This window comes from Jatrophihabitans lederbergiae (assembly GCF_031845305.1).
Taxonomy (GTDB): domain Bacteria; phylum Actinomycetota; class Actinomycetes; order Mycobacteriales; family Jatrophihabitantaceae; genus Jatrophihabitans_A; species Jatrophihabitans_A lederbergiae.
Window position 1 is genome coordinate 13,723 of record NZ_JAVREH010000022.1, and the last position, 12,580, is coordinate 26,302.

Annotated in this window: 13 protein-coding genes; 6 read left to right on the top strand and 7 right to left on the bottom strand. The window is 65.3% G+C overall.

Features of this window, described 5'->3' with window-relative positions:
• Nucleotides 1–85 precede the first annotated feature (85 nt).
• Nucleotides 86–991, top strand: coding sequence for a zinc-binding dehydrogenase (locus RM423_RS15265; protein ID WP_311423902.1), 906 nt, complete (start codon nucleotides 86–88; stop codon nucleotides 989–991).
• Here RM423_RS15265 and RM423_RS15270 read toward each other — a convergent pair.
• From RM423_RS15270 to RM423_RS15290, 5 genes are all read right to left on the bottom strand, one after another.
• Nucleotides 988–1,860 carry a hypothetical protein gene (locus RM423_RS15270; RefSeq protein ID WP_311423903.1) on the bottom strand — a complete coding sequence of 291 codons (873 nt, stop codon included), beginning with the start codon at nucleotides 1,858–1,860 and terminating at the stop codon, nucleotides 988–990. The genes RM423_RS15265 and RM423_RS15270 overlap by 4 nt on opposite strands.
• Nucleotides 1,857–2,666, bottom strand: a complete 810-nt coding sequence (locus RM423_RS15275; protein ID WP_311423904.1) for an enoyl-CoA hydratase/isomerase family protein — start codon at nucleotides 2,664–2,666, stop codon at nucleotides 1,857–1,859. The genes RM423_RS15270 and RM423_RS15275 overlap by 4 nt, the downstream gene beginning before the upstream one ends.
• 39 nt (nucleotides 2,667–2,705) lie before the next feature.
• A complete protein-coding gene (locus RM423_RS15280) occupies nucleotides 2,706–3,497 on the bottom strand; it encodes an enoyl-CoA hydratase/isomerase family protein (RefSeq protein WP_311423905.1) in 792 nt (263 codons plus the stop codon).
• On the bottom strand, nucleotides 3,484–4,608 hold the full coding sequence (locus RM423_RS15285; RefSeq protein ID WP_311423906.1) for an acetyl-CoA hydrolase/transferase family protein: 1,125 nt from the start codon (nucleotides 4,606–4,608) through the stop codon (nucleotides 3,484–3,486). Before RM423_RS15285 ends, RM423_RS15280 begins: the two co-directional genes overlap by 14 nt.
• A gap of 203 nt (nucleotides 4,609–4,811) precedes the next feature.
• Nucleotides 4,812–6,233 (bottom strand): aldehyde dehydrogenase family protein, encoded by a 1,422-nt coding sequence (locus tag RM423_RS15290; protein WP_311423907.1) that lies wholly within the window; start codon nucleotides 6,231–6,233, stop codon nucleotides 4,812–4,814.
• Nucleotides 6,234–6,316: 83 nt separating this feature from the next.
• On the opposite strand from RM423_RS15290, the gene RM423_RS15295 reads away from it, so the two are divergent.
• From RM423_RS15295 to RM423_RS15310, 4 genes are all read left to right on the top strand, one after another.
• Entirely contained in the window at nucleotides 6,317–7,129 is an 813-nt protein-coding gene (locus RM423_RS15295; protein WP_311423908.1) for an HpcH/HpaI aldolase/citrate lyase family protein, read from the top strand.
• Between the two features lie 14 nt (nucleotides 7,130–7,143).
• The gene (locus tag RM423_RS15300; protein WP_311423909.1) at nucleotides 7,144–8,295 is read left to right on the top strand and encodes an acyl-CoA dehydrogenase family protein; all 1,152 of its coding nucleotides are present in this window, start codon (nucleotides 7,144–7,146) and stop codon (nucleotides 8,293–8,295) included.
• 124 nt (nucleotides 8,296–8,419) lie between these two features.
• Nucleotides 8,420–9,085 carry a hypothetical protein gene (locus RM423_RS15305; protein ID WP_311423910.1) on the top strand — a complete coding sequence of 222 codons (666 nt, stop codon included), beginning with the start codon at nucleotides 8,420–8,422 and terminating at the stop codon, nucleotides 9,083–9,085.
• A gap of 47 nt (nucleotides 9,086–9,132) precedes the next feature.
• The gene (locus RM423_RS15310) at nucleotides 9,133–10,002 is read left to right on the top strand and encodes an N-acyl homoserine lactonase family protein (protein ID WP_311423911.1); all 870 of its coding nucleotides are present in this window, start codon (nucleotides 9,133–9,135) and stop codon (nucleotides 10,000–10,002) included.
• A gap of 77 nt (nucleotides 10,003–10,079) precedes the next feature.
• On the opposite strand, the gene RM423_RS15315 is transcribed toward RM423_RS15310, so the two are convergent.
• Nucleotides 10,080–11,102 carry a proline racemase family protein gene (locus RM423_RS15315; protein ID WP_311423912.1) on the bottom strand — a complete coding sequence of 341 codons (1,023 nt, stop codon included), beginning with the start codon at nucleotides 11,100–11,102 and terminating at the stop codon, nucleotides 10,080–10,082.
• A gap of 73 nt (nucleotides 11,103–11,175) precedes the next feature.
• Between RM423_RS15315 and RM423_RS15320 the strand changes: the two genes are divergently transcribed.
• Entirely contained in the window at nucleotides 11,176–12,114 is a 939-nt protein-coding gene (locus RM423_RS15320) for an ornithine cyclodeaminase family protein (RefSeq protein ID WP_311423913.1), read from the top strand.
• An 18-nt stretch (nucleotides 12,115–12,132) separates the two neighbouring features.
• Here the strand turns inward: RM423_RS15320 and RM423_RS15325 are convergent, their stop codons facing one another.
• Nucleotides 12,133–12,555, bottom strand: coding sequence for a GNAT family N-acetyltransferase (locus RM423_RS15325; RefSeq protein WP_311423914.1), 423 nt, complete (start codon nucleotides 12,553–12,555; stop codon nucleotides 12,133–12,135).
• Nucleotides 12,556–12,580: the final 25 nt, after the last annotated feature.

Below are 12,580 nucleotides of genomic sequence, written 5' to 3' on the forward strand. Positions count from 1 at the left end.
CCAGGACGCCGGCGGAGCTGTGAGGGCCGCCCGCGTTCGCTCGTTCTCAGAGCAGGACCCGGTAGCAGGCCTTCAGATAACGGACGTGGCTGCGCCGGTTCCGCCGGATGGTTGGGTCTCTGTTGATGTGCGCGCCTCCGCGCTAAACGGGCATGACCTGTGGTCGCTGCGCGGTGTCGGGCTGACGGAGGCCGACCTACCGCGAACCTTGGGGTCAGACGCGGCCGGCGTCGTCAGCGGGACAGCTGAGGAGGTCATCATCTATCCCGTGCTCGGCGAGCACCCTCCCGAGACGACGGAGGCGCTTGACCCGCGTATCGCGCCGCTCCTGTCGGAGCACCACGATGGCACACTGGCACAGAAGGTTGTTGTCCCCCGGTTCTGTGTTCTGGCGAAGCCGGCGAGCCTGACATTTGAGCAAGCCGCAGCGCTGCCCACGGCCTGGCTTACCGCATATCGCATGCTGTTCGTGCTGTCGAACACCCGTCCCGGAGACACGGTGCTCGTCCAAGGCGCGACCGGCGGTGTGTCGACCGCGCTCACCATGATGGCGGCGGCTGCTGGAATACGGGTCTGGGTCACCGGCAGGACAGAACATGCGCGAACGTGGGCGCTGCAGGCAGGCGCCGATGCCGCGTTCGAGCCCGGCGCACGGTTGCCCGAGCGCGTAGACGCCGTCTTGGAGACAGTGGGTGAAGCGACGTGGGTGCACTCGATGCGCTGCGTTCGTGTCGGTGGCCGTATCGTCGTCGCCGGCGCCACATCGGGGCCGTCGGCCGACGCGGATTTGCGCCGGGTGTTCTTCCACCAGATCACGGTGGTCGGGGCACGCCTGGGAACGGTGACCGAGATGCGCAAGATGTTGCAGTTTGTAGAGCGGGCCGGTCTCATACCTGCGATCGACTCGGTGGTGGAACTCAACGAAGCCGCGGTCGCATTCAAGCGACTGGAGGCCGCCGATCTGCGCGGAAAGCTGATCGTGCGCCCCTAGCGAGTGCCCATTGTGGCAACCGGAAAACCCTGCGCGCTCGGCGCTGAAGCACCCGCCATGCCGACGGAGAGGGTGCCTTGCGCGTTCCGCGCCACGCGGAGAGTCGAGCCAAGAAAGGCCGGCGATGTGAGGCGATAACGGAACTCAGCGACGCGCAGCTGAGCGCGACGCGGCAGCTCAAGCAGGTAGAGCGCGAGCAATGGTCCGTGAACGACGAGGTTTGGATACCCCTCGACTTCGGTCGTGTAGGGAGCGTCATAGTGGATCCGGTGTGCGTTATAGGTCAGCGCACTGAAACGGAAGAGTGCCTTCTCATCCGGCTGGAATGCCAGTACGTGCGAGGTATCCAGCTGGGAGTCCCACGCTGCATCATCGTTCGGACGGGCCCCGTAGCCTCGCGGCTGGCCTTGCTCCTGCTGTCGATAGACAACATGCTCTTCCTCGACCGCGATTACCTGATTGCGATCATCGGTAAAGGTATGACGGAGCGTCGTGAACAGCATCCGCCCAGTACGCCCGGCCTTTATCTCGACTGAGACCAGTTCGCTCAATCGCTCGTAGCGACTGCCGATGGTGAAGGGCTGCAGCTGCCGGATGCTGCCACCGGCCATCATGCGTCGCCGGTTCTCGAAGGGTGGTAGGAAATGCCCCGTCGTCGGGTGGCCGTCCTCACCGAGTTCGGATTGCCGACAGCTGCTGCCGACAGCGACCCAATGCCACAGCAACGGCACTGGGTCCCCGTCCTCAAGATTCAAGTCGGCGTCCAGCAGGTCGGAAAACGCCCGGAATGACTCGGCGTGCAGCGTCTTCTGTTCGGTCCGCGCCACCGGCCTCCAGCGCGCCGCCAGGTTATCGAGAGCGTCCTTCACGGCGCGATGACCAAGGAAGGAAAGGCAGGCTCACGCTTCTCGAGGAATGCGTGCGCGCCTTCAACGGCGTCGGGATGAGCAAACGCTGCACGCGTGAGCTCAAGCGAATCACGGATAGCCCGTTCTCCGTCGACGGCGAACACTGCGTCGCGCAGAGCGCGTTTGCACGCCTGTAAGCCGCTCACTGACTGGTGGGCCAGGCGCTGGGCCCAATCGATTGCGTAAGGGATCGCTTCTCCTGGCTCGACAACTTTGTTGACTACGCCCCAACGCAGTCCTGTCTCGACGGAAATCGGTTCACCGGTCAAGATCATCTCGGCCGCCCGTCCACTACCGACGCGGCGGGCCAGCCGAACAGGTCCGCCGCTGCCCGGAAACAGACCGAGCTTTATCTCGGGCAGGCCCACCCGCTGGCCGCCCTCGGCGACGATTAGGTCGCAGGCCAGGGCGATCTCGAATCCGCCGCCGAACGCGGACCCATTCAGGGCGGCGATCGTCGGCTTGTCCAGATTCGCCAGAAGTGAGAACGTCTCATTCTCGAAAGCCATCTTGCGTTCGACGACGTCGCCAGCCCTGATGAGCTCGGCGAACTCGGAGATATCTGACCCCGCGCCAAAGGCCTTGCCACCGTCGGCCGTCATGACGATCGCTCGCACATCCTTTGCGGCGCCGATGTCGATCAGGATGGAATGCAGCTCGCGGGTCATCGCGAGGGTCAGGGCGTTGACGGGCGGATTCCGTCGAGTGATCACGGCCACCGGGCCGTACCGGTCGACGGAAACAAGTGGTGTAGCAGGCACAGCCATACCTCTCCCTGAGTTCGAGACACGGATGAAACCGAGCGCCTACGATGACAAGACGGGCGGCCGCTTGTCGAGGAAGGCGGCGATGGCCTCACGGGTGTCGCTTGTGTCCCCCAGCCGGCCGATTGTCCGGGCTTCGTCATCCAACTGCGAGTGCAAGTCGGTGATCATCGACCGACGCGTCAGCCGCTTCGTTTCTGAGAGCGTCTCGAATGGGATGCGGGCCATCCCGGCCACGATGTCGGCAATCGTTGACTCCAACGATTCCTCCGCAGTCACCCGCGAGATCATGCCGAGGCGCAAAGCTTCCTCGGCGCTGACTCGACGATTCGTGAGCAGCAAATCGAGCGCGATCGGCAGGCCAGCGAGACGCGGAAGATACCAACTAACGGCACAGTCAGGTGACAGGCCGCTGCCGGTGTAGCCCATCCTGAACACGGCCGTCTCCGCCATGACCGAGATGTCGGCTGCCAGGACGAGGCCGACGGCTCCACCACCGACGGATCCCTGCACAGCGCACACCACCGGCTGCCGAGCATTGTTCATGAGTTCGATGGTCTCGTGGATCGGGCGCGCGACGACGTCGTTGAGGTTGGCACCCATCGGGGCGGATCGGAATGCCTTCAGGTCGCCGCCGACGGAGAAGATGCTCCCTTCGGATCGGAGCACGATCACCCGAACGCCTGGTGCGTTGCACACCGACTCCATGCCGTCGCGCATTTCGGTCGCCAAACCGAGGCTGAGCGCGTTGCGCGTCGCGGCGCTGGCGAGGACGACCTCAGCGACGCCGTCGTTGACGGTTACTCGAACGGCGGAGTCGTCACGGTCCAACATGGTGTGATCCCTTCTCGGCTTTTCGGCGCGGCAGGCTCGCTTCGAGAGCGTCTCGATGCTCGGGAGCTGCGATCGCCGTCAACGCTTCGGCGCGCTCACCCAACGACAGCCCGGCCAGATGAGCGGCGCCGTGCTCGGTGACGACATAGTCGATCGAGTGGCGAGGCAGCGTCACGGCTGTGCCGGGCGCGAGCTCGGCGCAGATCCTACTGGCGCCCGATGGAGTCTTTGCTGTCAGCGCGACCACGCGTGCGCCACCCGGAGACTGGTGAGCTCCCTCGAAGAAGTCCGCGCTGCCGCCGACGCCGCTGATGAGTCGCGGACCGATCTGCTCCGACGCGACCTGCCCACTCAGATCGACCGAGAGGGCGGAACAGATCGAGATCAGGTTGGGCTTCGACGCGAGCCACGCGCTGTCGTGAATCGTGGCCGAGGAATACATCTGGAGTGCATCGTTCTCGTATGCGAAGTCGAACACCTTGCGCGTGCCGAGGAGTTCCACTGCCTCGATCGAGTTTGGTCCGTGGACCAGCCGGCCCGACTCGGCCAGGTCGACCATCGAGTCCGTCATCATCCCGACGATTCGCAGGTCCGACACGTCGGAGCTCACAAGCGAGGAGGCGACCTCTTCCGTCACGCTGCCGATGCCGAGCTGGAGGGTGGCGCCCTGTTTGATCAGAGGTACCAGGTGCTTGGCGATCTGTGCTGCTTGCTCAGACCTGTGCCCGCTGACGTAGGTACTCGTCGGTGTCTCGGCATCGACGACGAGATCGAAACTGGCGTAGGGAAAGCTGACGTCGCTGCCACGTGTGCGGGGCAGTTGCGGATCGACCTCCGCGATGGTCAGCCGCGCGGACATCAGCATTGCCTTGGTGTACGAGGCAGATGGACCGAGGCTGCACATACCGTGGGCATCGGGCGGCGTGACCCGAACGATCGCGACGTCGACCCGCGACCGCAGATGCGCCGCCACATCGCGAGCGCGAACGGGAACGTACTCGAGGTAGTCAGACCCTGCGAGACGACGTCCGCGGCCGGCGATGTGCCAGGTTCTGAAGATCATTCGGCCCTCGACGACCTCATCGAGATATGCCATGTCTCCGAGCAGCATGCCCGCGGAGAGTACGACCCCAGGGGTGGCGTGACTGCGTGCCGCGAGCGCGGACAGCAAAGTCGTCGGTGTCGCGCAGTATGGCGACGAGACGACCCGGGTTCCCGCGACGACCGACCGCAGCGCTTCCGTCGAGCTGACGACGCGCGGCGCGCGGCCAGCCGCGGGCCGAGGGGCCGCTCCCAGCCGGGCGCGGTGTGCCGTCACCGCAACCCGACAGACTTGATCTCGAGAAACTCCTCCAGACCTGCCGCGCCCATCTCGCGTCCGATGCCGGACTTCTTGTAGCCGCCGAACGGCGCCATGGGATTGTATTTGGCGCCGTTGATGTCGACCGTACCTGTGCGCAGGCGCCGAGCCACGGCGATCGCCCGGTTCTCGTCTTTCGACCAGACGCCGCCGTGCAGGCCGTACATCGAGTTGTTCGCGATCGCGACTGCGTCGTCGTCGTCCTTGTAGGACAACAGCGACAGCACGGGCCCGAACACCTCCTGCTGCGCAATGGTCGAGTCGGGCGCCACGTCCGCCAACACGGTCGGCCGAACGAAGTATCCGACGCCCATTCCGGCGGGGGCGTCCGGGCCGCCGGCGACGACACGCGCGCCCTCGGTCACCGCCGTATTGATCAGGCCGCGGATCTTGTCCCGTTGCGCCCCGCTCGAGACCGGACCGAGTTTCGTCTTCTCGTCGAGCGGATCTCCGACCACGTAGCCCTTGGCATAGTTGACGGCAAGGTCCACCGCTTCCTCGTATTGGCTGGCTGGTATCAGCATGCGCGTCCATGCGGTACACGTCTGCCCCGAGTTGAGGAAGGCGTTCGCCATACCGACCTTCACGGCAACCGATAGGTCGGCGTCGTCGAGGATGATGTTGGCCGACTTCCCGCCCAGCTCCAGCGTGACCCGCGTGATGTTCTGCGCCGCAAGCTCGGCTACCCGAGCTCCCGTGGCGACTGACCCGGTGAACGAAAACACGTCCAACCCGGGGTGACTCGCCAGGGCTTCGCCCACGCCCTTGCCGTAACCGGTCACCAGGTTCACCACGCCCGGCGGGATACCGGCCGCCTCGCAGGCGTCGATGAGGAGGAATGCACTGAGCGGCGTCAGCTCACTCGGCTTGATCACGATCGTGCAGCCGGCAGCGAGTGCGGGGGCCAGCTTGTTCGTGATCTGGTGGAGCGGGTAGTTCCAGGGAGTGATCGCCCCGACCACCCCGGCAGGCTCGCGAACGATCAACGTGTCGCCGCTGCGCTCCTCGAACTCGTACCCCTCGAGCAGGTCGGCGTAGGCGCCGACGACGGTCGCAGGCAGTGCTGCCTGGATCCTGGTCGAGATCCAGCGCGGCGCGCCCATTTCCGCCGTGATCGTCTCCGCTATCTCGGCGTGCCGGAGGACGATCTGCTCGCGTAGTGCCCGCAACAAGCGGACCCGCTCGGCCACAGCCGTGCCGGACCACTGCTCGAAGGCCGTACGAGCGGCCATCACTGCGGCGTCGACATCCTCCGTGGATGCTTCCGGAACCGTTGCGATCACGGCCTCAGTCGCCGGGTTCTCGACAGGGATACTCCGACCGGTCGTGGCCGGACGCCACGTACCATTAATGTAAACAAAATCGCGATTCTCCATGACACCTTCCCTCTGTGCTTCCTATACAATATTGTATAGAGGATGAATGTCAACGGTGCTTCCTCGGAGCTGGGGTGCGGCGGATGACCAGCCCCGCAGAACGGCTGGCCTCTGCGAGAGTATTCCTCTTCGTTCCGGGTGATCGTCCAGAGCGGTTCGCCAAGGCAACCCTGAGCGGCGCAGATGTCATCATCATCGATCTCGAGGACGCGGTCCCAGCCGCGCACAAACCGCAAGCCCGGCACGAGGCGGTCAGCTGGCTCGACTCCGGGGGCGCCGCGGTTGTCCGGGTGAACGCGCCCGGCACGGAGTGGTTCGAAGAGGACGTGGCGACGATCGCGCCGGTCGCTGATGGCCTCATGATCCCGAAGGCCGAGTGCGCGGAGGACTGGAAGCGCGCGGGCGACGTGCCGGTGATCCCTCTTATCGAGACGGCCGGCGGCATCGAGCGTGCGCTGAAGATCCTGAGCGCACGCACAGTCGTTCGCCCGGCATTCGGCAGTATCGACTTTGCCGCCCAGCTGGGGATCGACCCGAACGATCGACAGGCTCTGCTCTTCGCACGCAGCCGCCTGTGCTTGGCCGCTGCCGCAGCTCGACGCTCCGCACCGATCGACGGAGTGACGACGGCGGTGCGTGACGCTGCCGTCCTACGCGGGGACGTGGAGCACGCGGCCTCGCTCGGGATGACGGCAAAGCTGTGCATCCATCCGGCGCAAGTGCCGCTGACCCGCGAGTTGTTCAAGCCGTCGCCCGCTCAGGTCGAGTGGGCACGCAGCGTCGTCGCCGCCGTCGGCGACGGCGTGGGCCTCGTCGACGGCCACATGGTCGACGCCCCCGTCCTCGCACGGGCTCGAGGTCTGCTCACGCAGGCCCTCGAGCCCACGAACCCGTGAGCAAGGAGCTATGAATGAACGAGATCAGCCCGGAAGAACAGGCGATCGTCGAGATCGTGAGGGACTTCGTCGACTCGGAGGTCAGACCGCAGGTTCAAGAGCTCGAGCACGCGAACCAGTATCCCGAGGCTCTGATCGACACGATGAAGAAGATGGGGATCTTCGGGCTGGCGATTCCCGAACCATACGGTGACGTGCAGGTGTCGACCCGTTGCTACGCGATGGTGACCGAGGAACTTGCCCGCGGATGGATGAGCCTGGCCGGCGCGATGGGTGGACATACGGTCGTCGCGAAAATGCTGCTCGCCTTCGGCACCGAGGAGCAGAAGGCCTCCTACCTCCCCCGCTTGGCAACCGGTGAACTCCGCGCCACGATGGCGTTGACCGAACCGGGTGGCGGATCCGATCTCGTTGCGATGACCACCACAGCCCGCCGCGACAGCGACGAATACGTCATCAACGGGACCAAGACGTGGATCACCAACGCCAGGCGTGCGGGGTTGATCGCGCTGATGTGCAAGACAGACCCGGGGGCCTCACCCAAGCACAAGGGGATCAGCATTCTGCTGGTCGAGAAGGTTCCCGGCCTCGAAGTCTCCAAGGACCTTCCGAAGCTCGGTTACAAGGGCATCGAGAGCTGCGAAATCTCGCTTCAGGACTGCCGGGTGCCGGCGTCGGCCGTCCTCGGCGGCGAAGAGGGTAAAGGGTTCGCGCAGATGATGCGCGGCCTGGAGGTCGGGCGGATCCAGGTCGCGGCCCGCGCGACGGGCGTCGCCCGAGCTGCATTCGACGACGCGTTGGCCTACGCCCAGGTACGCGAGGCGTCAGGGGTCCCGATCTGGAAGCACCAATCGGTCGGCAACTACCTCGCCGAGATGGCGACGAAGCTGACTGCGGCTCGCCAGCTGCTCTGGTACGCAGCGGATCGCTACGACAGCGGAAAGCGAGCGGACCTCGAGGCAGGCATGGCGAAGCTGTTCTGCTCCGAGACCGCCATGCAGATCGCCCTCGACGCCATCCGGGTCCACGGCGGGTACGGGTACTCGACCGAGTTCGACGTCGAGCGCTACTTCCGGGATGCTCCGCTCATGATCGTCGGTGAGGGGACGAACGAGATTCAGCGCAACGTCATCATCCGCCAGCTCGTCGATCGCGGCGGTCTCTGAAACAGCGAGGAAATTCCCTCGTCACCTATAGACAGACACCACACCTTCGTGCATCCTCAATATTCTATAGGAGGCGAGCATGGGCTTCATCCATCACGGTTCGGATCCGCTCACCGCAGACGCAATGGCCGCGGGCGTTCCTTCACTGACCGACAGTGGCGTTGAAGCCGCAGTCCTATTGTCTCAGGCCTATGAACGTCTGCGGACGGTACTGCTTGCGCTGTCGGGTGTCTCGCTGCTGCGCAGCCTTCGGATCGTCGAAGTCGGTGAGATGTCCGGCGTCGTGGCAATGGCTGGGGTTGAGCTTGCCGAATGCCGTCGTCTGCTGGGATCCAACGCCCTCTCACGGGCGGACTTCACCGCCGCTCGCGCTGAGCAGTTGCAGCTTGGACTCACGGCTCTCGCCGATGAAGTTGAGCGAATCGCGAAGGACGGGCACGGTGACCTGTGCTACGCAGTGCTCGACTCGGTTCGACGCCGCCTTGCTCGTTCGGCCCTTCCTGCCGCTGGCATGCGACATTTCTCGTCGGTCAGCTGCTCCGGGTACTCGAGCTACATGGACGGTATCGCCCACCACGGCGACGGGCATTGGCACACTCACGCCCACCATGACGGGACCGGGAACGCCAACTCGCACCATCCCCGCGAGCACGCGCACCACCCTCACCGCGCAGACGACGGCGGACTTCCTCTCCACCCGGGTGGGGCGCTGGCACACGGTGACAGGCCTGCACATTCGCATGACGCGATGCTCGTGACGGCGCACTGGCAGGCACAGCCAGCCCGGTGAGCAGCACGAGTTGACCACCATCACCCACCACCACTAGCGAGGTCTTCATGAGCGACGGTTACTCGATCTGGGTGCTTGAGTACAGCCACGTGCTGGAATACCCGGAGAGCGGCATTGTGTACGGCCAGCACAACAAGGGCACCCGCAAAATGCCCTACGGCTACGTGTTCTTGAAAGGGAACGACCGTAACATCATGGTCGACGTCGGGTTCGACAACGCCGCGTACGGTGGCGAACTGGCTCGCCAGTTCGGCGTCATCGCGTGGCAGTCGCCGTCTGTCGTTCTGGAGGAGATCGGCGTTGCCCCCGAGGACATCGACACCGTCATCGTGACTCACGCCCACTTCGATCACTTCGGAAACGTCAGCGCTTTCCCGAACGCGACTTTCTATCTGCAGGAACGAGAACTCACCAAGTGGGTCTGGGCGCTGACGCTGCCACGCGAGCAACAGTACTTCTCAATCGGTATCGACCCCGACGATGTCCTTCGAGGCGTGGAACTGGCCAAGAACGGTCGCCTGAAGACCGTGTCCGGAGATGTGCACGACCTCCTGCCCGGGATCAATGTCTGGGCCGCTCACGACACGCACACGTTCGGGTGCATGTTTGTCGACGTGCAGGCCGGCGACGACGAGGACACCCGCTTCGTGCTCGCCGGGGACAACGTCTATGCCTACGAGAACCTTGAGGGCGTGGAGAAGGACGGCGTTTACAGGCCGGTCGGACTAAGCATCAACACGGCGAACGGCGTCTTCACGCTGGCTCAGATGATGGATCTCGTCGGGGGTCGGGTGAAGCAGATCATCCCCGTGCACGAGAACCGCCTTCCGGACGTGTTCCCCTCACGCGAGACCAAGCACGGACTGCATGTCACCGAGGTTCATCTGCGAGAGGGCGACAAGTCTTACGTGGCCTAGTGGTCCGTCTGTGATTTAGTGCCACCTCTGGGACCCAATGGAGCGCGTCCGCTGCCTGGACCTTGGGCGGCGCTCGCTCAGCGAAGGACGAAACCGGTTCCCAAGGGGTCGCGTGGATCGAGGTCGAACACCGCGGCACCGGTGCGGTAGGCGTTGCCCGCCACCTCGGTGATGACGGCCGGGCGCCCCTCGGCCTCGACCTGCTTCAGGACGCGACCGGCGAAGGTGGTACCCACGATGGAGTCGTGCCGCAGGGTGCCACCCGGGGCGATTCGACCGTCCTCGGCAAGCAACGCAAGCCTGGCGGAGGTTCCGGAGCCGCACGGCGAGCGATCCACCTCACCGTCGGCAAAGACGGTGACATTGCGCTGATGCGGCCCGTCAGCGGTGTCGCCGAGGTCATCGAAAAGGATCGTGCCGTAGATGCCGTCCAGCCTGGAGTCACTGGGATGCTTGGCCCATTGTGTTTCATTCAAAGCCCATTTGACCTCACGGCCGATCGCGATGAGCTCTGGATAGTGCGCCGGTGTCACGGACAGTCCGACGTCGGCGGCGGCCACGGACGCGTACAGCGCGCCACCGTAGCTGATGTCGGCCACGACGGCTCCGCGACTCGTCGGAACGTCCACGCGGCGCCCGAGGACGTAGGAGGCGATGTTGCGGAAGGACACCCGCTCCACCTGGCCGCCTCTACAGGACACCCGAGCCGTGACCCGGCCCGACGGAACGTCGATCACCACATCGGTGTCACCGTCGAGCTCGGCAGCCACCCGTCCGCTCTGCACGGCCCAGGCGCCCAGTGCGATCGTACCGTGCCCACAGGCCGTGGAGTACCCGTCCTTGTGCCAGAACAGCACGCCGAAGTCGGCGCCGGAATCGTCCGGCTCGACGAGGAATCCGCCGTACATGTCGGCGTGTCCGCGCGGCTCGTTCACCAGCAGCCGGCGCACCGCATCCACCGCGACCGAGGACTGCGCGAAGGCGCGTCGTTGCAGGATTGTCTCTCCGGGTATGTCGGGAACGCCCGAGGTCACGATCCTGAAAGGCTCGCCTGCGGTGTGGTAATCGGTGACCTGCACACCTGTCAGCTCACGGGCCATGAACAGTCCTCCAGCGGAGTTTCGAGCGGGCGGATGTCATACACTACTGCGATCAACTCGGCCGGAGGCGGTTATGACGGCGGCTTCGCTCCCTTTTCTGAACGCCGAGGATCTTGCCGAGGCGGTGTCGTGGCAGCAGGCGATCCAGGCACTGACGCGAGCGATCTCGCTCAGCTCCGACCTGTCCAGCGGCGTGCCACGCACCGCCGTGCCGACCGAGCACGGCGAGTTGCTCCTGATGCCGGCGGAGTCCGGCAACGCGGTCGGCGTGAAGCTGTTGAGCGTGGCTCCGGACAATCCCGCCGCGGGGCTACCCCGTATTCAGGCGCTCTACGTGCTCTTCGACGCCGTCACGCTCACCCCGCGGTTACTGATAGACGGAGCTGCACTGACGACCCTGCGCACCCCCGCGCTGTCCGCGCTGGCCGTCGATCGGCTGGCGGTGCCGGAGGCGACAAAGCTCACCGTGTTCGGCGCGGGCCCGCAGGCGCAGGCCCACGTACATGCCATCCGGGCCGTCCGTCCCATCGAAGCCGTCACCGTGGTGTCGCGCCGTTCCGAGCCGGCTGAGCGGCTGGTCAGGGAGCTCCAGGAGCACGGAGTCCAGGCACGCACCGGCACCCCGGACGGTGCCGTGGCCAGCACGGACCTCGTCGTGTGCGCGACCACCGCCCGGCGCCCGCTCTTCGACGGCGACCGGCTGGCCGGCCATGCCTGCGTGATTGCCGTCGGCTCGCATGAACCCGACGCTCGCGAACTGGATGAGCGGGTGTTCCAGCGGGCTGGCCGGATCGCGGTCGAGGACGCCGGCACGGCCCTACGCGAAGCGGGTGACATCATCCTTGCCGTCAAAGCGGGATCGCTGACAGCCGAGAGGCTGATCGGCCTTTCCGAACTGGTTTCCCTTGTTCCCGACAAAGGAATCAGCGTTTTCAAGAGCGTGGGAATGGGCTGGCAGGACCTAGCCGTCGCCGAGGCAGCCGCGGCGGCCTGGCGGCCGGGGAACAGCTGACACGCCGGAACTGACTGGTCAGCCTCGATCGGTCTTGCGCTCCATCACCTTCGCATCGACCGCTTCGAAGCCGAAGCGGGCATACAGGCCGTGCGCATCCTGGGTGTGCAGCATCCACCGGAACCGCGCGCCCGGGCCGTCCTCGATCATCTCTCGCACCAGCGCGGCACCGAGGCCGGCGCCGCGGTGTCCGGCGTCGATGTAGACGTCGGCCAGGTAGCCGAAACAGACACCGTCGGACACTGCCCGGGCGAAACCGACCTGGACGCCGTGCGCGTCGTAGCAGCCGACGATCCGCCAGGCGGACGCCAGCTGTCGGTCGAAATCCGCGCGGGAGCGCCATCTGCTCCAGTAGGCCTCCGAGCTGAGAAAGGCCCAGACGGCCTCGACGTCCAGTCGCCCCGGGTCGTCGTCGATCTCGTAACCGTTGATCGTGCGCATCCAGCCATCGTCTCATCGATCTCAC

Bases quoted from the DNA above. Each gene is read 5' to 3' on its own strand.
- RM423_RS15275 (WP_311423904.1), bottom strand. From the start codon at position 2,666: ATGGCTGTGCCTGCTACACCACTTGTTTCCGTCGACCGGTACGGCCCG.
- RM423_RS15280 (WP_311423905.1), bottom strand. From the start codon at position 3,497: ATGTTGGACCGTGACGACTCCGCCGTTCGAGTAACCGTCAACGACGGC.
- RM423_RS15285 (WP_311423906.1), bottom strand. From the start codon at position 4,608: ATGCTGCTCGGAGACATGGCATATCTCGATGAGGTCGTCGAGGGCCGA.
- RM423_RS15290 (WP_311423907.1), bottom strand. From the start codon at position 6,233: ATGGAGAATCGCGATTTTGTTTACATTAATGGTACGTGGCGTCCGGCC.
- RM423_RS15295 (WP_311423908.1), top strand. From the start codon at position 6,317: ATGACCAGCCCCGCAGAACGGCTGGCCTCTGCGAGAGTATTCCTCTTC.
- RM423_RS15300 (WP_311423909.1), top strand. From the start codon at position 7,144: ATGAACGAGATCAGCCCGGAAGAACAGGCGATCGTCGAGATCGTGAGG.
- RM423_RS15305 (WP_311423910.1), top strand. From the start codon at position 8,420: ATGGCCGCGGGCGTTCCTTCACTGACCGACAGTGGCGTTGAAGCCGCA.
- RM423_RS15310 (WP_311423911.1), top strand. From the start codon at position 9,133: ATGAGCGACGGTTACTCGATCTGGGTGCTTGAGTACAGCCACGTGCTG.
- RM423_RS15315 (WP_311423912.1), bottom strand. From the start codon at position 11,102: ATGGCCCGTGAGCTGACAGGTGTGCAGGTCACCGATTACCACACCGCA.
- RM423_RS15320 (WP_311423913.1), top strand. From the start codon at position 11,176: ATGACGGCGGCTTCGCTCCCTTTTCTGAACGCCGAGGATCTTGCCGAG.
- RM423_RS15325 (WP_311423914.1), bottom strand. From the start codon at position 12,555: ATGCGCACGATCAACGGTTACGAGATCGACGACGACCCGGGGCGACTG.